The sequence below is a fragment of the Bacteroidota bacterium genome (assembly GCA_039821555.1).
Lineage (GTDB): Bacteria > Bacteroidota > Rhodothermia > Rhodothermales > Rubricoccaceae > JBCBEX01.
Genome location: JBCBNX010000003.1, coordinates 155,668 through 175,577, shown reverse-complemented (window position 1 = coordinate 175,577; position 19,910 = coordinate 155,668). Strand labels below are relative to the sequence as shown.

The 19,910-nt window shown below is 68.6% G+C and carries 14 protein-coding genes; 10 read left to right on the top strand and 4 right to left on the bottom strand.

Annotated features, from left to right (window positions below; all coding sequences use genetic code 11):
• The first annotated feature begins 103 nt into the window (after nucleotides 1–103).
• The 3 genes from AAFU51_05160 (at nucleotide 104) to AAFU51_05150 (ending at nucleotide 6,003) form a co-directional block, all read left to right on the top strand.
• Nucleotides 104–1,633, top strand: coding sequence for a transglycosylase SLT domain-containing protein (locus tag AAFU51_05160; protein MEO1570638.1), 1,530 nt, complete (start codon nucleotides 104–106; stop codon nucleotides 1,631–1,633).
• Between the two features lie 403 nt (nucleotides 1,634–2,036).
• Nucleotides 2,037–4,466: a T9SS type A sorting domain-containing protein gene (locus AAFU51_05155; protein MEO1570637.1), complete on the top strand. Its 2,430-nt coding sequence runs from the start codon at nucleotides 2,037–2,039 to the stop codon at nucleotides 4,464–4,466.
• Nucleotides 4,467–4,653: 187 nt separating this feature from the next.
• Nucleotides 4,654–6,003 (top strand): T9SS type A sorting domain-containing protein, encoded by a 1,350-nt coding sequence (locus AAFU51_05150; protein ID MEO1570636.1) that lies wholly within the window; start codon nucleotides 4,654–4,656, stop codon nucleotides 6,001–6,003.
• 31 nt (nucleotides 6,004–6,034) lie between these two features.
• On the opposite strand, the gene AAFU51_05145 is transcribed toward AAFU51_05150, so the two are convergent.
• Nucleotides 6,035–6,973, bottom strand: a complete 939-nt coding sequence (locus AAFU51_05145; GenBank protein ID MEO1570635.1) for a DUF5996 family protein — start codon at nucleotides 6,971–6,973, stop codon at nucleotides 6,035–6,037.
• Nucleotides 6,974–7,383: 410 nt separating this feature from the next.
• On the opposite strand from AAFU51_05145, the gene AAFU51_05140 reads away from it, so the two are divergent.
• Nucleotides 7,384–8,334 carry a phenylalanine 4-monooxygenase gene (locus AAFU51_05140; GenBank protein MEO1570634.1) on the top strand — a complete coding sequence of 317 codons (951 nt, stop codon included), beginning with the start codon at nucleotides 7,384–7,386 and terminating at the stop codon, nucleotides 8,332–8,334.
• Nucleotides 8,335–8,415: 81 nt separating this feature from the next.
• Here the strand turns inward: AAFU51_05140 and AAFU51_05135 are convergent, their stop codons facing one another.
• The gene (locus AAFU51_05135; protein ID MEO1570633.1) at nucleotides 8,416–10,095 is read right to left on the bottom strand and encodes a T9SS type A sorting domain-containing protein; all 1,680 of its coding nucleotides are present in this window, start codon (nucleotides 10,093–10,095) and stop codon (nucleotides 8,416–8,418) included.
• Between the two features lie 200 nt (nucleotides 10,096–10,295).
• The gene (locus tag AAFU51_05130) at nucleotides 10,296–10,724 is read right to left on the bottom strand and encodes a CoA-binding protein (protein MEO1570632.1); all 429 of its coding nucleotides are present in this window, start codon (nucleotides 10,722–10,724) and stop codon (nucleotides 10,296–10,298) included.
• An 82-nt stretch (nucleotides 10,725–10,806) separates the two neighbouring features.
• On the opposite strand from AAFU51_05130, the gene AAFU51_05125 reads away from it, so the two are divergent.
• The 3 genes from AAFU51_05125 (at nucleotide 10,807) to AAFU51_05115 (ending at nucleotide 14,344) form a co-directional block, all read left to right on the top strand.
• Nucleotides 10,807–11,376: a hypothetical protein gene (locus tag AAFU51_05125; GenBank protein ID MEO1570631.1), complete on the top strand. Its 570-nt coding sequence runs from the start codon at nucleotides 10,807–10,809 to the stop codon at nucleotides 11,374–11,376.
• Between the two features lie 119 nt (nucleotides 11,377–11,495).
• Nucleotides 11,496–13,169: a hypothetical protein gene (locus AAFU51_05120; GenBank protein MEO1570630.1), complete on the top strand. Its 1,674-nt coding sequence runs from the start codon at nucleotides 11,496–11,498 to the stop codon at nucleotides 13,167–13,169.
• A 110-nt stretch (nucleotides 13,170–13,279) separates the two neighbouring features.
• Nucleotides 13,280–14,344 carry an alpha/beta hydrolase gene (locus AAFU51_05115; GenBank protein MEO1570629.1) on the top strand — a complete coding sequence of 355 codons (1,065 nt, stop codon included), beginning with the start codon at nucleotides 13,280–13,282 and terminating at the stop codon, nucleotides 14,342–14,344.
• A 95-nt stretch (nucleotides 14,345–14,439) separates the two neighbouring features.
• Here the strand turns inward: AAFU51_05115 and AAFU51_05110 are convergent, their stop codons facing one another.
• Entirely contained in the window at nucleotides 14,440–14,784 is a 345-nt protein-coding gene (locus AAFU51_05110) for a hydroxylase (protein MEO1570628.1), read from the bottom strand.
• Between the two features lie 275 nt (nucleotides 14,785–15,059).
• On the opposite strand from AAFU51_05110, the gene AAFU51_05105 reads away from it, so the two are divergent.
• The 3 genes from AAFU51_05105 to AAFU51_05095 all read left to right on the top strand — a co-directional run bounded on the left by AAFU51_05105 (nucleotide 15,060) and on the right by AAFU51_05095 (nucleotide 19,855).
• Nucleotides 15,060–17,333, top strand: coding sequence for a T9SS type A sorting domain-containing protein (locus AAFU51_05105; protein ID MEO1570627.1), 2,274 nt, complete (start codon nucleotides 15,060–15,062; stop codon nucleotides 17,331–17,333).
• A gap of 171 nt (nucleotides 17,334–17,504) precedes the next feature.
• On the top strand, nucleotides 17,505–18,800 hold the full coding sequence (locus tag AAFU51_05100; protein ID MEO1570626.1) for an alpha/beta hydrolase: 1,296 nt from the start codon (nucleotides 17,505–17,507) through the stop codon (nucleotides 18,798–18,800).
• A gap of 44 nt (nucleotides 18,801–18,844) precedes the next feature.
• Entirely contained in the window at nucleotides 18,845–19,855 is a 1,011-nt protein-coding gene (locus tag AAFU51_05095; protein MEO1570625.1) for an aldo/keto reductase, read from the top strand.
• Nucleotides 19,856–19,910 lie beyond the last annotated feature (55 nt).

Below are 19,910 nucleotides of genomic sequence, written 5' to 3'. Positions count from 1 at the left end.
ATGCGGGGGCTGGGCCTGTGCCGAGGACCCTGCCACGCCCGTCCCCCGTCCAAGGTGCCCAAGAAATCGTGCAAACAAGAATTCGTCCGGCGAAGAGTCGTCCATGCTGTCGTCTATCCGCAAGCGCTATGTCGCGGTCCTGCTCGTGCCCCTCTTCCTCTGGGTGGTCGTGCTGGCGTCCAGCGAGCCGAATGCCGCCGACGCGCCGCCCGCCAGTCTGCCGCTTCCTGATCCCATCGAGCGCGACCTCGACGCGATCCGCGCGGGCGACACGCTGACCGTGCTCACGACCTACAACTCGACGTCGTACTTCCTCTACCGTGGCCAGCCGATGGGCTACGAGTACGACCTCCTGCGCCGCTTCGCCGAGGACGAGGGGCTGACGCTCCAGATGCGCCTCGTGCCGCGCGACAGCCTGCTCGTGCACCTGCTGCGCGGCGAGGGCGACATCGCGGCGGGGCGCCTCATCCCCGACGCGGCCGACTCGGCGTTCGTGCGCTACAGCCGCGCGCTCTACGAGACCCAGCCCGTCCTCGTCCAGCGCGACGGGCCGCCCGATGCCGACGCCGGTGGCCCGGTCGTCGACGCGCTCGACAGCCTCGCGCTCGCCACGTTGGCAGACTCGCTCGCAGACGCCTACCCACCGGACTCCGTCGAACTGCGCGCGCGGCTCGTGCAGGCCCCGCGGGAACTGGCCAACGAGGAGGTCGCCGTCCCCGAGGCCTCGCCGTTCGTGGACGACCTCGTGGAACTCGCCGACACGATCTCGGGCGACATCGAGGTCGTGGAGGTGGACACCTCGACCGAGGAGCTGATCCGCCGCGTGGCCGCCGCGCGCCTCGACTTCGCCGTGAGCCCGGAGAACGTCGGGCGGCTCTCGGAGAGCAAGTACGCCAACCTCGTCGTGCGTCCGTCGCTGGGCGAGCCGCACGCCGTGGCCTGGGGCGTCCGCGCCAACGCGCCCGCCCTCCGCGCGGCGCTCGACGCCTGGATCGTCGGCGAGCGCGCCTCGGCGTTCTGGAACACAACCTACCGCCGCTACTTCGTCGACCGGCGCGGCTACCGCGAGCGCATCGCCAGTACCTACCTCACCGGCGAGACGGGCACGCTCTCGGACTACGACGCGCTCTTCCAGACGCACGCCGACACGATCGGCTGGGACTGGCGGCTCTTGGCGGCGCAGGCCTACCAGGAGTCGCGCTTTCGTCCGAACGCCCGCTCGTGGGCGGGGGCGCAGGGGCTGCTCCAACTCATGCCCGCGACCGGCCGGGAGTTCGGCGTCACGGACCCCAACGACCCCGCCGACAACGTGGCCGCCGCCGTGCGCTTCCTCGCGTGGCTGCAAACCTACTGGGACGGCGAGATTGCCGACCCGCAGGAGCGGCTGAAGTTCGTGCTCGCGTCGTACAACACCGGGCACGGGCACGTGGAGGACGCCCGCCGCCTCGCCGTCAAGCACGGCGACGACCCCGACCGCTGGGAGGACGTGGCCTACTGGCTGCTCCAGAAGTCGAAGCGCGCCGTCTACACGGACCCGGTGGTGAAGTACGGCTTCGCGCGCGGCCTCGAACCCGTCACCTACGTGGCGCACATCCTGGAGCGCTGGACGCACTACCAGCAGTTCGTCGGCTAGGGGAGCCGGGTCCTCGCACGTTGCACTGAGGGATACGCGGGCGACCGAAAAGACGAGAGCACACTGGTGGTAGCACGTGAAAACAGGCGACGATGAATGATTAGGACGTTATGTATCTATTGTTACTAATTGTGTAGAAATTGGATATCGACCAGGCCTTCTATACTCTGAAGTAACCCCATTCAATTCGTCTTCTTTCTCGTTACTCTGAAGTCTGCTATGGGTTTACGTCCCTCTCTCTCTAAGACTTAGACTGGTGCATGGCTCTTTAGTCGCTGCATGCCTGATCGCATGTTTCTGGCCTGCGGGCAATGCTTCAGCACAATGGCCCAGTAAGATCTGCGGGGGTAGTGTCAACTTCACGGACATCGAGATTGCCTTCAAGAACGAGTCCACCGACCAAGTGTCCATCCGCGTCACGTCTGCGGCTGTCGATTCGAACGGCCAGAACGTGGGTACCTACGGCCCCTACATCAACACCACGGACGGCTATGGTGACTGTGAGGTCCGTTTCCAAGTTGGAGACCAATGTTTCGATGCGAATGCAGACTTTCCATTCTCGAACAGCGGACCCTATCTGATCGAGTTCGTGCAGGGCGCATTCGATCTGTCTGGAAACTTCGTAACCCAGAGTGGAAGCGGTACGATCGCCGAGTTTACCTACGCGACTGGATGCCAGGATGGTTTCTGGGACCAAAACGCGCAGCAGGACACCCTAGCCATGGCGGATGGCTATTTTGTCTACCAGGCCGCAAACGGCTCGACGCCTGCCCGCGTCCACCATCTGCCTACAACCTATCCAAAGCTCTTCAACCAGGCGTTCGGCACCAAGGCGTCCATCAGCGATCTGCTCGGCGACGATTGGGTGCTACCCTACGACACGCCTACGCTGTGTGCGCTCTTGGCAAGCAACGGGGCAACGGATACCTGCGCCCAGAGTATCTACTTCATCTCGACGGGTCGAGGGTATCCCTTCGGTGGGCGATATACATTCGCTGGCGATGTTGTTAACCCCGTAGGGTTCAACTGGGACTTCAAGTTCCCACTGCATAGCTCCGTGCCGACGCCCACCACATCGCCGGTCCTGGCTTTTCAGCCAGGGAAAGCGCTCGAGATCGAACAGCGGCTGCGGGCGGAGGATGTGACGTTCACGGAGGGAGGGCCTTTCGCCAACCAGGGCTGGAACGGCATCTACTTCCGCACCGGCTCGTCGGGCACCATCGAAGCGAGCACCATCGAAGAGACGACGGGCATCGCCCTGCGCGTTCGCAAGGCCACGGTGGACCTCTTCGACTCGCAAATCCTCAACGCGGGCTCTCGCGGCATCTACGCTTCAGGGGCAGGAACTGTAGTCAACTTCAAGGAGAGTACGAGCCCTCCCCTTGGAGCCGATACAAAAATCGACAACAGCGGCACTCTCGGCATCCATGCGGCGAGCGGAGTAGAGGTCTACCTTGGCGAAGCAGAGATCACCCGTAGTGGGGATGCAGGTCTTCTTGCCTACAAGAGCGATATCTACCTCGCTGACTCGGAGATCACGGGCAGCGGCGAGTATGGAGCCGAGGGCACGCTCGCGAGCAACATCCGCTTCGGTCTGCCTGGACAATTTGTCTCCGGCGAAAACAACGTCCTTGAAGACAACGCGGATGGCACGCTCAAAGCTCGGAACGGCGGCTACCTCGACGCAGGCTTCTTAGCAGGCCAGTACTTCCAGAACTCGTTCCTGCGTACTGGCAGCCAACTCCACGCCTTCGCGGATAGCGGTGACATCATCGCCGAGTGCAACTACTGGGGGGTGTCCTCTGGACCGAGCCTCACGTACATCACCACTACTAACGGCGGCACCTTTGATGGCACGCCCTTTCTCACGAGTGCTGGGCAGACAGGATGCGCCCCGCTGAATGAGGTGACGGGCGATGCTCCCACTGGATACCTCGCGGCAGCACGCACGGGCGGCTCCCCGAGCACAGTCGATCCCGACACGCCGACGTTTGCTCCATCGGGTCCGCCCGAGGGCATGGACGCTCGACGCTGGTATGCTCGTCAGCAGAGCGCGGGCGAGACGCTTGGGCTGCTCATCGCTGCGGTGAATGAGGCAGAGACGGAGCGCGACGCTGAACTAGCCTACCTCGCCATCGCTGGAGGTGTACGCTCAGGCAGCGCGGCAGGCCTCGATGTGTTCCTCTCGGCACAGAGCCAGCGGGCCGAGCACCGGCCCTACGCCCTCACGGCGCTCGCCGAACTGCGCTTGGCCGAGGGGCGCTCAGACGACGCCCGCAGCGTGGCGACCTCCATCGCGGAGGAGTATGCCCGGAGCGAGCGCAGTGACCACGTCGAGCTAGCTGGACACGCCTACGCGACGCTCGCCTTTCTCGCTATCGACGCTGGCGACGTGGAGGCGGCAGAGGCGGCACTCGCGGGCGTACGCACAGTTTGGCCGGAGGGCGAGGTGACCGAACTCGTCGCTGAGGCTGTCGACACGGACCTGAGGGCGTACCGTGACGAAGCGGGAGGTCTTCGCAAAGAGGGGTCGGAGACCGTCCCGGTCATCTCGGCGCGTGCACCTGTGGAGGCATTCGTGTTGGGAGCAGCGTACCCGAACCCGTCGAGTGGTGGCGCAACCGTGCCGTTGGTGCTGCGTGACGAGGCAGAGGTCCGGGTGGTGGTCTATGACCTGCTGGGCCGCGAGGTAGCGCGTCTGGCTGAGGGCAGGCTCTCCGCCGGGGGGCACCTGCTCGCGCTCGACGCCTCGGCACTGGCCGCAGGCACCTACGTGGTGCGGGCGAGCGTGGACGGGGTCGCTTCGACGCAGCGGCTCACGGTCGCACGCTGAACTACCACCGTTCTTGGCGTGGCGCAGCCCTCCGGTGTGAGGGTTGCGCTGCTGCCTATTCCACCGGTCCGTTTCTTGTGTAGGTCCCCTGCCTACTGACCGGTTGGCTCTTCGACTCTGCTGACGCATCCACGCTATGTGCCTTCCCCTGAGACCCGCCGCTCGTGCCCTCTGCCTGGCGCTGAGCGTGCTCGTCGTCCCCCCTCCGAGCACCGCCCAGGAAGCTGCGCTCACGTTCGAGGTCGTCGCTCAGACCGAGTATGACAACGATGCGCTAAAATTTAGCAACCTGCTCTTCTTCTCAGACTCCACCCTTCTAGTCGTCGCCGACGGCGGAGTCTTCGACCTCACCCATCCCTACAGCGGCTCCTGGACTCTCCGCTTCGAAGGGAGGTTCACCAACGGGCCGACGTTTCTCACCACCGAGGGTATTCTGTTCTCAGCTACGCAAAATCTAGGGCGCTCAGCAGACGGCGGCTACACCTGGACGAACGCATTCCCGGATGCCGACACCTTCGTCGAACTGCCCCCCGACGCGCCCGGTGGAGCGGCCTTCCTGACCGACGGTGACGACCGCACCGTCAGCCCAGAGCGTGAGACGGTCGCCCGCTCCACCGACGGCGGCCTCACCTGGACCCCCCACGCCCCCGGGCCCTCCGTCCTCGACCGCGTCTTCATCCGCACCCTCGCCTACGCTCCGGTCTCGTCCGAGCGTCGCACTGTAGGCACGGTCGTTGGCGTCGGCGTCAGCGGAGCCGTCTTCTCGCTCGACGGCGGCGTCACCTGGCAGGCGTCCGACTTCGTCGGCAACATCTTCGCCGAGAACGTGATCTACTCGCCCACGCGCGACCTCTTCGTGACGGGTGCCACGGCGAACGCCCCGGACTTCGGCAACCCGCGCGGCGGCATCTGGGTGAGCGAGGACGGGCAGGCCTGGACGTTCCGGGGGCGTGTACCCTCGGACAGCGACACGCCGATGGCGGTCACGGAGGCACCGGACGGGACGTGGTGGGCGATCCGTCCGGGGGAGCCCGACGGCGCGGTGTTCTCGTCGGTGGACGGGGGCCGGACGTGGACGGAGCGGGGTCGGCTCGACGGGATGGCGCTCGTGGGACAGGAGTTTCTGCGCACGCAGGCGCTCGCGATCGGGCCGGAGGAGCGGGTGTGGCTCGCCACGACGGGGGAGCCGGGCAACGAGAGCCGGGGCGCGGTGCTGCGGTCGGTGGAGCGGGTGGTGGTGGCCTCGGAGGACACGCCGGTGGGAACGCCCGGTGAGGCGGTGGTGCTGGGCCTGCCGTATCCGAATCCCACGCGGAGTACGGTGACGGTGCCGCTGACGCTTGTGCAGCCCGCCGAGGCGCGCGTCGTGGTGACGGACCTGCTCGGACGGGAGGTGGCAGTGCTGGCCGAGGGCCACCGTGCGGCGGGCGTGCACACGCTTGCGGTCGACACGGCCGCGCTCGCACCGGGCGTCTATGTGGTGCGGGCGACCGTCGGCGGGGTCACGGCAACGCAGCGGGTGACGGTGGCGCGCTGAGGTCGGCCTTAGCTACAGCGCTCGGGCATCGTCAGGCGCGGTGCGGGGCTGGCAGCGCGGGGCGTTCGAGGGCCGCGCGGTCCCAGTCGGCAAGGTCGGCGGCGGCCTCGTAGGTAGTCTGGAGAAAGTCGAGGAGCGCCGCGTCGGGGTCGTCGGCGGTGCGGACGGCTTCGTAGGGGAGGACGTACTCGCCGAGGTCAGCATGGTAATACGCGGCCTCTGGTCGGACGGCGGCGGTGCGGTAGCCCTCTGGCTCGGGGTAGGCGTAGGCGTAGTAGGCCGGTTCGCCGAGGCCCGCGCCTGCCCAGAAGCCCGCGCTGGACACCTCGTGCGAGTAGGCCTCCTCCATCACCCAGTCGGCGCAGTTGGGCGCGCCGCCGGGGTGGGCCGGGGCCGTGCGCCCCGAGAAGCGCGTGAGGGCGAGGTCGAACGCGCCCCAGAAGAAGTGCACCGGGCTCGACTTGCCGATGAACCGGGCGCGGAAGCGCGTGAACACACGGTGGCTCGCCACGAGGATCTGCCAGTGGCGGTGCGCGGCGTCGGCGTCGTAGGCCGCGTTGGCCTCGTCCTCGTCAAACGGCAGCACGTCGCCGGGAATCTCGACCGGCACGGGCCAGATCGGCATATCGATGCCGTGCGCGGCGAGGAGGTGCGTCAGCAGGTCGCAGAACGCCGCGACTGACATCGGGCGCGACGCCATCGGCTGGAGGTTGAACGAGGCCGCGCGGCCGTCTTCGGTGGTGAGGTGCAGCCGGTGGTCGACGAAGTCGAAGGCCAACTCGAACGAAGCGGCGTCGTGCGGGACGAGGCCCGTCGAGAGCCCGCGCGGGGTGACGTAGAGCGGCGTGTGCCAGGCGTGGTTGGTCCACGGCATTGCCGCGAGACGCACCTTGCCCACGATCTGCGTCCAGCGGTGGAGGGTGGCGTAGGTCGGTTCCCAATCGGCGAGGGGTAGGGCAGGCCACGGCATAGCGTTTCGGAGGCAAAGCGGGAAGAAACGGTCCGGCTGGGACGGTCGAGCAGCCTGCTCTGATCCGCACGCACGGACACGGAGACACAAGCACCCGGGACACGCGCACCCACAGGGATAGCAGGGCCGAGGCGTTGGCTCGCAGGTCTGGACTGTGGTTGTCGAACCGTAGGCTACGAATCTGCCCCATTGCACCTGCGCGCCAAAGCTACTACCTTAAGACCAGCAGCTTGGAAGCGCTTCCGAAAAGCGCAAATACGGCGCAACTCTTGCGGGCTCGGCGTGTTTGCAGCACAGTTGTTCCTGACCCGCGCGCGGATGTCCGCGAGGCCGCAGTTACGTCGCCCCGCGTTACGTTGACCCCGCGCCAGGTCCCCCGTCGTTCCACGTTCCACGTTCCCCGTCCGCTCATGAGCACCGAGGCTCCGCAGCCCTCCCCCGACTTTGCACTCACGGCCGGCGATGGATCCATCGCCGAAGCGACCCCGGCGATCTCCCAGGAGGCAGCCTCGGTCGATGGCACGATGCCGCTCAACGACAAAGCCAAGTACACGCAGAAGTACGAGCGCCCGCTCTCCGCCTACGAGAAGGCCAACGCCGACGAGATCGACCCGCGCTGCGTGCCGCAGACGCTCACCGAGCCGCCGCCGCTCGGCGCGGCCATCGAGCCGCCGATCTATCCCGAGCGCGACCAGGAGTCGTGGCGCTTCCTCTTCGAGCGGCAGATGGACCTGCTGCCCGGCCGCGCGGGCGAGGCGTTCCTCGAAGGCGTCGAGACGCTCGGCCTCAACGCCGACGGCATCCCGCACCTGCGCGACCTCTCAGCGTCGCTTGAAGCCGCGACCGGCTGGCAGGTGGCGCGCATCCCCGGCCTGCTCCACGAACGTCAGTTCTTCGAGCTGCTCGCCAACCGGCAGTTCCCGTCGACGGACTACATCCGCGAGCCGCACGAACTCGACTACACGCCCGCGCCGGACCTCTTCCACGACATCTTCGGCCACATGCCGATGCTGACGCAGCCCGCGTTCGCGGATTTCTACCAGCTCTTCGGCCAAGCCGCGCTCAACGCCGAGGGCCAGGACCGCGTCAGCCTGGAGCGCTTCCACTGGTTCACGGTCGAGTTCGGCCTCATCCAGCAGGCTGAGGGCCTGCGGCTCTTCGGCGCGGGCATCATGTCCTCGGCCAGCGAGGTCGTCCACGCCCTCGGCGACGAGGTCACGCGCTACGGCTTCGACCCGCACCGCATCATCCACCAGGACTACGACGTGTGGCACCTCCAGGACGTGCTCTTCGTCGTCAAGTCGTTCGACGGGCTCGTGGACGGCTTCCGCGGCTGGGCGAAAGGGCGCGGACTGCTCTAGTAGCAACAAAGACGACACGCTCGATGCCAGCTTCGCCCCACGGCGAGGCCGGCATCGTCTGTTTGAGCACGGCCCGCGTGCCTATATCACGCTCAGGCGCTTCGTCGCCACGCCGTCGGCGGCGTCGAGGCGTACGGCGTAGGTGCCAGGAGCGAGAGCGTCGGTCGGCAGCGTGAGTGTCTGCGTTCCCGCGCCGAGTGCGGCGTCGGTGCGCGCCACCTCCCGACCGAGTACGTCGAACACGCGCACGGTCACGTCCTGCGCCCGGTCGAGTGTGAGGCGAAGCGTCGTCGTGCCCGCCGTCGGGTTCGGATAGAGCGCCACGTCGAGCACTGCCGAGGCGGGCCGGTCCTGCTCGGCGTCCACCGCGTTGGCGTCGACGCTCACGTCCAACTCGGTGCCGAGCGCTTCGCCGAGCGCCGCCGCTTCCGCCGCGTTGAGGCGCGGGGCGACGGCCGTGCGCGACGTGCTGCCGAGCAGCCGGTAGCCGGGGTCGCGCGGGTCGGTGGACACCGCCACAGTCGTGCGGACGAACGAGCCGCTCGCGCCGTAGTAGGCCTCGTCGCCTGTGCAGGGAGTCAGCTCCGGGTTCTCCTCGTCCAGCCAGATGGCCTCCGGGTCCCACTGCGGCACGTTGGCGTCCACCCGCCACGACGAGACGACCGAGCCCTGCGCGAAGAGCAGCGCGTCCCAGTCGAGCGAGCCCTCGACGGCATCGGGCTGCCCATCCAGGGGGACGCCGTCCGGGAATAGGTTCGAGACGTAGGTCGCGCCCTGCGTGATCGGCGCCCAGTCGCGCCAGAACGAGACGCCTGGCACCGGGTGCACGCGCAGGTCGATGCGCGTCTCGGTGTAGCGCGGGAAGAAGAGGTAGGTGAGCTGCGTCAGCGGGCCCGAGTTGAAGCCGACCACGGAGCGCAGGCACGCGACGGGGCCGCACACGTTGGCGACGGGCGCCCCGCGGCTCTCTGACGCCGTTTTCTCCGTCCGAGCACAACTGGTCGGCTCAAAACCCATGCGGCGGCGGTCCAGCAGGTCGGGGCTGTAAGGGTCGGCCGGGTCGAGGCGCACGTGGAATCGGTCTTCGATCCAGCGGTCGCGGAAGTGACGCTCGTAGTAGGGCGTCGTGACGACGCTCTGCTCCGGGTTGGTGCCGATGTAGTCGTAGGTATCGCTGTCAGGGCGGTAGTCGTAGCGCACGCCAGCGTCGGGCACGGGCGGCGCATCGGGGGCGAGCGCGAGGTAGGCGACCCGGTCTACGCCGCCCAGCGGGTCGGCCACACGCACGCGCACGAGGTCGGCGGCCTCCACCCCTGCCGGCACACTCCCGTTCGGTGCCTCCAAGCCGAACGTCGACGGGAGCAACAGCACCTGGTCATCCTCGTCGATGCGCGGGTCGGGGTCGGCGCCGATGAGGAGGCTGGGGTCCGCGTAGAGTAGCAGGTCGTCGATGGCGTCGGGGTCGAGGTCGGAGCGCTGGCGGACTTCCGCCGGGTAGGCGAACGCGAGGTCGGTGCGGACGCGTTCGAGCGTCTGGACGGGGATGAGTTGCCACGCCCCACCGACGTAGGCGTACGCCCGGAGCCCCTCCGGGGTGGCCGCGTCAGAGGCCGCCGCGAGGAGCGGCGCGAGGTCCGGCCCGGTCAGCATGAGCGGCCGATAGTCGAGGGCCGACAACGACTCGGCGGACAGGGGCTGGGCGGAAGCCGACGGGGGCACGACGGCAAGGACTGCGAGCAGCAGGAGAAGGAGGGCGCGCAAAGCGAGCAAAGAATGGTGGTGGAGTGACACGGTCACAGTACCCGTCAGCACAGGTGGGTGTCTAGGCTGGGCGGTAGGCCCCGGCACATAGAACGAACCTGCTTTCGGAGTCAGTGCTTCGGATGAAAGCGAAACAGGCGGACAGCGTCCCTGATCCCCTGCTGACCAATGCGCGGGCTAGGACGGAACGAACGGAGGCCTCAGACCTGGTCCATATGGTCCACCATGATGTAGCGATCCGCGAGGTAGGGGAGCCGGTGCGTGGCGGCGAGCGCCTCGGCCTCGGCGCTGTGCAGGCCGATCTGCGTCCAGATGAGCAGCCGCTGTCCGGTAGCTTCCAGCCGGGCGGCGGCATCGGCCACGACGCCCTCGGTGAAGACCGGACGCCGAAACACGTTCACGATGTCGACGATCACTTCCGTCGGGATCGTGACGAGATCGGGGTAGCAGGGCTCGCCGAGGAGCGTCTCGTGGTGCGGGTTGACCGGCACGATGCGGTAGCCCGCGTCCTGGAGGTAGCGCGCGATTCGGTGGCTCGTCTGCGAGGCGCGCGGGGAGCACCCCACCACAGCAATGGTGCAGGCCTCCGCAAGCACAGCACGCAGGTCGATGGGGGTATCCGTAGGCATAGCAAGCGGAGATGGGCGTCGGGAAGCGAGGGGAGCGTGGCCAGTACTTTGTCTCTACGCTCACCTGCTCGCCTCGTATCCCATGGCCGACTCGCCTGCGATGCCGTCTTCGCCAGACTCGTCTTCGCCCGTCCCGTCTGGCTCGGCCCCTTCGCGGCTGGACCGGCTGAGTGGGTTGGTGCGGCGCACCTTGCAGCGGACGCTCGCGGTGGCGGCCGTGTCTGCGGTGTCGGCCGGGGTGCTGTGGTGGTTGGTGGCGGGGCAGTTCGCGGCTGCGGGGCGGCTCTCGTGGTGGCTCGCGGTCGTGCTGCTGGCGCCGCTGCTCGTGCCGGCCGGGGTCACCTGGCTGGCAGTCAACACGGTGCAGGGCGTGCTGACGTTGCCGGAGGTGCTGCGGGGGATGCTCGCCGAGAGCAAGACGCAGGCGGCGGTCGTGCGGGCGGAGCGTGGGCAGGCGCGGGCCGTCGGCTTCGTGCGCCTGCTGTGGGCGCTGCGCGTGCTCGCCACGGATGCGCGGGGCAAGGCCGTCGCGGCGCTGGCGCTCTTCCGGCTCTCGCGGTTGCCGCTGCTGGTGGCCGCCATCGTCGCGTTCGTGCTCAACTTCGCCGTCATCCTCGCCGCGCTGATCGCGCTCGGCATCGTGCTGCTGTGAATGCGGTCGCTGCTCTGGCATCGGGACAGGGCGATGGGAGGGAGGCGATGGGTAAGCCGCCGCTGGTTATTGCGGAGGCCCTGGCCGTATGTTGCCGCCCTTCCACCTGTCGCCCCGTGATGCGTCTTCGTCCCGCTTTGCCCTCCGTCTTGCTGATGGCGGCCCTGCTGCTCGCGATTCTGCTCCGGGCCGTCCCGGCTGCCGCCCAGCCTGCGTTCCCGCCGGTTGCCATGCCGCCCGTGCCCGCCGACACGGTGCTCTCGGCGCAGGACCGCGAAGCCACGGTCGCGCTCATCACGGCGCGGCTCAACCTCGCCGGGGGCGACACCGCCGCCGTGCGGGAATACCTCCCCCTCTTCGACGACGCCACGTCGAAGTGGCCCGCCGAGGCCCGTGCCGAGGCCCGCGCCCGCATCGAGCCGCTGCTCACACCGGAGCAGGCCGAGGCCTTCCGGCTCCGCTACCTCAACCGGCAGCCCGACGCTACGCTTGCCCAGGTCGGGGCGTGGCTCCGCGCCCCGCTCGTCGAGATGGTCCTGGGCCGACAGGTCGAGGCTGACCCTGACTCGCTCCGCGCGTTCCTGCGGCGCGTGGACTCCGAGGGCTACCCGCCCCACCTGGAGGCGCGGCTCCCACTCATGGAGGCGATGGTCGAGGAGATCCGCTACCACGACCTCGTGGTGAACCGATTCCACCGCACGATGACGCTCTTCGCGGCGCTCACCAACGCCTACGAGGAGGAGATTCCCCTCGAAGCCATCGAGCTCTACGTGGCCAGCGAGGGCGCGCAGCAGGCCCGCCGCGAGGTGCGGCTGAGCGTGCGGACGCACCAGTTCCTCTACCGCGACCGCCCCGACTCCGACATCGAGCGCTACACCGACGCGCTCCGCAGCGAGGCCGGGCAGGCGCTGCTTACCCTCCGCCGCGGGGTCGACACCGCCCGCGAGGAGGGCTTCAACGCGCTCGTCCTCGACCAGGCGGGCATCCAGCCCTCGACGTGGCGGCCCGAAGCGGCCTCGGACAACCCTGAGGCCGTCCGCCGCGACCGCGTCCGCGTCCTTCTCGTCAACACCGGCCTGGCCGGCTTCGTCCGAACCGTGTCGAACGTCGTCACGGCCGAGGTCACCGCCGCGATGCTGCTGGACGAAGCCGCGCTGCGTCCCGGCGAGGAGGCCGTCCTCGCCGAGGAGGCCGTCCTCGCCGAAGTCTTCGCCGACGCGTTCGCGCCTGCCCGCAACGTGGACCAGATCGCCCACACCCTCGCGGCTACGGTCGCCGACTCGACGCTCGACGCGTTCGAGACCTGGGCCGCCGACTCGCTGCTCAGCGACGTGTTCGCGGACTACCTCCCCGTGGTGGAGCGCAAGCGGTGGGACACCCTCAAGTTCACCGACCGCGACGCGCGCCTGCTCCGGGTGGACGATGCGCTCGGCTTCTCATCGTTCATGATGGGGCTCTATTCCGAGGCCTCGTGGGCGGTGTTTTCCGAGACGAAGCCGCAGGCCATCGACGCTGCGGCAGTGCAGGGCTTCCGTGCGCAGCTCGCCGACGAGACCGAGGAGGTCTGGAAGCAGGTCCGCATGGACGCGCTCTACGAGTTCGGCAACGCGCTGCACCACGTGTCGGACGCCAAGCTCGACCACCTTGCCAAGCGCCTCCGTGACCCCGAGGCACAGGCGTTCCTCGGGTGGTCGTATGCTGGCATCCGCCGCGTGTTTGCCGAGGCGACCACCCAGGCGCTCCGCCGTGCGGCGATCTATGCGGAACGCGGCCAGCCGGATGGAGAGCGCTAGAGTAGGGCGCTAGAGCAGAGCGCTGGATAGGCCAGCAGCGCCAGCCAGGCTGGGCGTAACCCTGCCATCGCCCTGGCGTAGCGCGGAGGGAGCCCAGCCACCTCCGTCCTGTGATCCGCACCGCCTTCAAAGCGCTCGCCCTCGCGGTGGGCCTCGCCGTCCTCGTGCTCGGCGTTGTCATCGCGATCCCCGTCGAGCCAACGATCCCCGCAATTACGCCGCGCGCAGGCACGCAGTACTGGACGATGCCTGGCGACTACCGCATCGCCTACACGCACCTGCCCGCCGACACCACGTCGGAGACGGCCACGAGTCCGAAGCCGCCCGTCGTCTACCTGCACGGCGGCCCTGGTGGCTACATCCACTCATCGGCCATCGACGCGCTGCGCCCGCTCACGGCGCTCGGGCACGATGTCTACCTCTACGATCAGATCGGCTCTGGCCTCTCAGACCGCCTCGCCAGGCCAAAGGACTACACCTTCCTCGGCCACACTGAAGACCTGCGCGTGATTGTGGCGGAGCACCTCGGTGGCGGGCCGGTAGTGCTCATCGGGCAGTCCTACGGCGGGATGCTGGCGTCGTACATGGCCGCGCACCACCCCGACCTCGTGGCCCGTGCGATCCTCACCTCGCCGGGCGGTATCGAGCCCGCGCTCTTCGACGAGGACGGCCAGTGGGCGACTGGGGCAGCCTATCCGGTGCCGGACTCGCTCACCTTCCGCGAGCCCGCAGACATCTCACACGACGCGGGGCTCAGTTCGTGGCCCGTGCGCTCGATCGCCACGGTGGCGCTGGCGACGGCATTCAACGTATCGCTGATGCCCGACGACGAGGCCGACGGCGTGCTCAACACGGTGGTCTCGAAGATCACGCGGGGGATGGTCTGCGACCCAGCCCACGTCTTGCCCGAGGAGGGCGGCGGTGGCTTCTACTCGCACGGCTGGAGCAACTGGTACGGCGACATGGACGACTGGCGCCCCGAGCTGGCAGCAAGCCCGGTACCGCTGCTCGTGCTGCAAGGCTCCTGCGACTACATCCCGTTCGCGAGCGCCTACGAGCACGCTGCGCTGGCCCCGCAAGGGACCTACCGATTCATCGAAGACGCTGGGCACGCGCTCTTCTGGGACCAGCCCAACGCCTACCTCGCCGAGATCCGCCGCTTCCTGGAAGAGTAGCGCTGTAGCTACGTGACGTGCGGAAGGTGGTGGCCTTCGTTCACACATTCATACGTCCACACCTCCGTACCTCAACGTTGCCTGCAGCGTTGAGCCTACACCTGCCACAGTCCGCACTCGATGCCGCCGAGGATGACGATCGCGCAGGTGCCGTGTCCAGGGAGCGGCATGGGCGGCAGAGCGACCTGAGCACCAGCGTCGCCAGCCGCAGCGACTGCGGCTTCGATGTCGTCAACGAGCGTGTACGGTCGGACGACGGGCGACTCGGCGTCGTGCATGGGGGCGCGCACGCCGACCGATCCGCCATCGGCCAGGCTGCCCGTGCGAGCGCCGCCGAGCGTGGCAACGGGGTCGCCAAAGGCAACGCCGTGCAGCGTGGCATAGTGCGCACACACGGCCTCGACGTCGGGTGTCACGATTTCCAGGTAGTGGACGTTCATGGATCTTCGGGGCTGAACAGAGACGGTTCCGCGCGTGGTGCGGAGCTGGACGAGGCAAAGTAGCCATGCCCATGCCTATGCGCATGCGACGGCGCGCATGCGACGGCGCGAGGGTGCTCGGCGTGGGGCGCTCGGCGTGGGGAGTAGACGAAGGTTCTAGCGAAAGGGGCCACAGGGCCGATGTGAGAGGCTCGGCGGGACGGCTATGCTGGTCGCGTCCGTTCCGAGGCGCCCCGCCACCGCCCGGCCTCCCTCACTTTCGCATCACCCTCTGCATGCTTGCTTCGACCCGTGCGCTGCTCTGCGCGCTCTCCCTCCTGGTGGCGTTCCCCGCCACCGCCCAGATCGAGACCCTCCTCCGCCCGGCCTCCGCCGCGGGCGACCAGTTCGCCTTCGACCTCGACATCGATGGTGACCGCCTGCTCGTCGGGCGGCCCTACGACGACACCGCTGGGCCCGAGGCTGGGGCCGCGCTCGTCTACGACTACGTAAATGGCGCGTGGTCCCTCTCGGCGACGCTCCTCCCGCCGACCACGACGGGCTTCGAACTCGCGGGCAGCGCTGTCGCGCTCGACGGCGACCGGGCCGTCCTCGGCGGCTACTTCAAAGACAACTACACCGGCATCGTCTACGTCTACGAGCGCACTGGCACTGCTTGGTCGCTCACCGCGACGCTCGCGCCGAGCGACGCCTCTGCCGGGCAGGGCTTCGGCTACAGCCTCGCGCTCGACGGCGACCGCCTCGCCATCAGCGCCCTCGGCGACGACACCGGGGCGACCGACGCCGGCGCGGTCTACGTGTTTGACTACGCCAACGGCGCGTGGAGCCAAACCGTCAAGCTCGCCGCCGCCGTGCCCAAGCAGGCCGCCACGCTCGGCTTCTCCGTCGATGTAGACGGCCCTCGCGTGATCGCAGGCGCGCCCATCGGCGTGACGACGCCCGGCGACGGCGGTGCCGCCTACGTCTTCACCGAGACGGGGAACGGCTGGACCGAGGCCATCCTCCAGGCGTCCAGCCAGAGCATCGGCGACCGCGTCGGCCAGTCGGTCGCGCTCGACGGCACCCGCGCCGTCGTGGGCGCCTACAACGACGACACCGTGGCCGTCCAGGCGGGCGCAGCCTACGTGTTTGACCTCGCCGGGTCGACGTGGAGCGAGACGGCCAAGCTCATCGGCAGCGTGACGCACAGCTACCAGCAGGTTGGCACCGCCGTCGCTGTCGCGGGCGACCGTATCGTCGTCGGGGCGCCGTCGTCTACGATCCGTTCCGAGGTGGGTCTCGCCTATGTCTACGACCTCGACGAGACGTGGACCGAGACCTTCCGGCTCGCCGCGTCCGACGGACAGACCGCCGATTTCCACGGCTTCGCCGTCGCCCTGAGTGGGGACCGCATCGCTGTCGGGGCGCCGTTCACGGACACGGGCGCGTCGACGTCGGGGACGGCCTACGTCTACGACGCCGACGGCGCGATCCCGATGCCAGCCTTCATCGCCGCCGACGCCGTCACCATCGGCAAGGCCGACGCGCTCGTGGGGGGCCTCGCCTCCAACGGCGCGATCACGCTCAAGAAGCAATCGAACGGCTACAGCGGCAGCTACGACGCCGACGTCACGGCCACGGGCGCGGTGACCGTCGAGAAGCGCAACGTGGTCGAGGGCAACGTGACGGCGGGCGGGCTGCTCACGCTCGACAACGCGGCGACTGTGACGGGCACGGCGCAGGGCAACGCGCCCGTCGCGCCCGTCGCGCTGCCGAGCGTGGGGCCGTTCACGGCGGGCACGCAGAACCAGACCGTCAACGCGGGCGAGACGCTCACGCTCACGCCGGGGAGCTACAGGCGCGTGCGCGTCCGCGACGGCGGCACCCTCATCCTGCTCGGCAGCACCTACACCTTCAACGAACTGCTCGTCAACCGCAACGCGACGCTCATCCTCGACGTGGCCAACGGCCCGATGACGCTCAACGTGGTCACGCGCTTCAACATCGGCGCGGACACCGAGGTACGCGTCGTCTCGTTCGGTGGGCCCGACCCGCGGCTCTCGGGCAACGTGACGCTCAACACGACGCAGACGGCGACGCTCAACATCGGCGCGCGGTCGAACTTCCTCGGCACCATCAACGCGCCGTCGGCGCTGGTGTGGGTGCGCACCGACGCCTCGTTCCGCGGCGCCATCGCGGCGCGCGAGATCAAGGTGAACAACCGCGCCTCGCTGGTCGAGCACGGTACGCCCGTCGCTGCTCCGTCGGCGGTCGTCGCTTCGGCCGATGCTGCGCAGGACGCCCTGCCCGAAGTGCTGACGCTCGACGCCTACCCGAACCCCGTGGCCTCGTCGGCCACGCTCCGGTTCACGCTGCCCGAGGCGGGCGACATCGACCTGCGGGTCTACGACCTCCTCGGCCGCGTCGTCGCCGAGGTGGCGTCGGGCACGCACGAGGCCGGCGCGCACACCGCAACGTTCGACGCGAGCGCGCTGCCGAGCGGGGTCTATCTCGTCCGGCTCCAGACGCCGCGCGGGGCCGTCACGCAGCGCCTCACGCGTGTGCGCTAGGTCTGCAGCCTATCTCCTCGTGGGGACGCACACCGCCGCCCCGCTGGCTACATGCTGGCGGGGCGGCGTGCGTTGCCACGGCACGCGGCGCAATCGCCCGAGGGTGGGCACCTTTTCCGCAGCGCGCGTTCCAGAAGCCATCTCCGCCCATGCCCTTACCCTCGCGTTTGCGTGCTTCGCTCTCCTCGTTTCCTCTCAGACCTGAACGGCGCCGTCCGGCTGGCGACGGACGCCGTCCTCGGCGTGACGGACCTCGTCGAAGCGTCGCATCAGGCGGTATGGACGGTGCTGGGGGTGCCGGCTCGCGTGCCAGGCCGGACGCGAGGCCTCACCGGACACATCTACGCCGCCGTACGAGGCACCACGCACCTCGTCGGGCATGGCGCTGCCCTTGCGGTGGACGCCGCTGCAGAGCCGAGCGATGTGGAGAACCCCAGGCTAAGCGTTCCAACTCTCCGGGCGGTGCTCAACGGGGTCGTCGGCGACTATCTCTCGGCAACGGGCAACCCGCTCGCAACGCCGATGTCGCTCCACGTACGGGGGCGGCCTCTGGTCTGCGAATCGTCGCTGGAAGCTGAGGAGGCGCCCGAGCTCTTCGGTGTGCCCGAGTCCTTCGATGTGCCCGAGGCGACCAGCCGGATTGCGCTCTTGGTCCACGGGCTATGCATGGACGAGCGAGCTTGGGACGCGGCCGCCCAACACGAGCCGGAGGGGTCCAGCCATGCTGAGGCCCTGGAGGCGCGGGGCTACACGCCTGTGCGGGTCCGCTACAACACGGGACGGTCCATCGCGGAGAACGGTCGCCGTCTCGCCCGGCTGCTCTCGGCGCTCTGCGCTCGCTGGCCCGCGCCGGTGGACGAGATCGCCGTGGTCGCCCACAGCATGGGCGGGCTAGTCGTTCGCAGTGCGCTGCACCACGCGGATGCCCTCGGGTGCGACGCGGCGCTAGGCTGGCGACCGTACCTGCGGCGCGTCGTGTGTCTCGGAACGCCCCATCACGGAGCCCCGCTGGAACGCCTCGGCGGCTGGGTCGATGCGGTGCTGGACCTCTCTCCGTTTACCGCGCCCTACGCGAGGATCGGTGCCGTGCGAAGCGCAGGCATTACCGATCTGCGCTGGGGGCGTGTAGCAGGCCGAGTGGCACCGATACCGCTACCCACGGACATTGCCTGGTACGCGATCGCTGGAACGCTGGGCGACAGCGTAGACGAGCCTGCAGCGCCCTCCCCCCCGGGTGACTCCCTGGGTTCTCGCTCATGGGTAGAGACCCTCGTGGGCGACGGCCTCGTTCCAGTCGCCAGTGCGCTCGGAGAGGATAGCCGTTCTGATGCAAGCCTGGACATCAGGGCGAGCCACCGCCAGCTGGTGACGGAAACGGGGCACCTGGCCTTGCTGAGAAGCCCTGAGGTCACGGCCTGGCTAGTACGCTGGCTCGGGCCAACGTGGGGCGCGGTGTCCGTTCGGTAGCTTGTCCTCTCGTATCCAAAGCACCCCATAGCTCCATCGCCTCCATGCAATTTCGACGCCTCGGCAACAGCGGCTTCCTCGTCTCCGACCTGTGCCTCGGCACGATGATCTTCGGCGAGGCCGGGCCGCGCAGCACGGGTCCTGAGGATGCCACGCGCATGATCCACCGCTTCCTCGGCGCGGGTGGCAACTTCATCGACACGGCGGACGGCTACGCGCAGGGACGCTCCGAGGAGATCACCGGCCGGGCCATCAAGGACCGCCGCGACGAGGTGATCCTCGCGACGAAGGTGCGTTTCCCGACCGGCCCCGGCAAGAACGACCAGGGCCTCTCGCGCCACCACATCATGCACGGCGTCCACGCGAGCCTGCGGCGCCTCGACACCGACGTGATTGACGTACTCTACGTCCACTGCTGGGACCCCTTCACGCCGCTCGACGAGACGATGCGCGCGCTCGACGACCTCGTCCGTCAGGGCGACGTGCGCTACCTCGGCGTCTCGAACTTCAAGGCCTGGCAGGTGATGAAGGCGCTCACCATCAGCGACGCGCGCAGCACCGACCGCTTCATCGCCGGGCAGTACCAGTACAGCCTCGTCCAGCGCGACATCGAGTACGAGTTCGAGGACCTGTTCGTGTCTGAGGGCATCGGCCTCGTGCCGTGGGGGCCGCTCGGCGGCGGGTTCCTCTCGGGCAAGTACCAACGCGGCGAGCGCCCGACGGAGGGCCGCATCGCGACGGCATCGGAGGAGCAGGCCGAGTCGTGGGAGCGCCGCTCGGTAGGGCGCAACTGGGATACGCTGGATGTCGTCGGGCATGTGGCGGAGGCGCGCGGGGCGAGTTATGCGCAGGTCGCCCTCGCCTGGCTCCGCGCGAAGCCGTGGGTGTCGAGCGTCATCCTCGGCGCCCGCACGATGGCGCAGCTCGACGACAACCTCGGCGCGGCCGCCCTCGACCTCACGCCCGAGGAGGTCGCCGCCCTCGACGCGGCCAGCGTGCTGCCGGAGCTGTATCCCTACGTGATGATCGATACCTACGGCCAGCGCACCTTGTAGTGTCCAGCGCACCAGCGCGCCAGCGTAGCATGGCTTTGCATGGCAAGGCAAACAG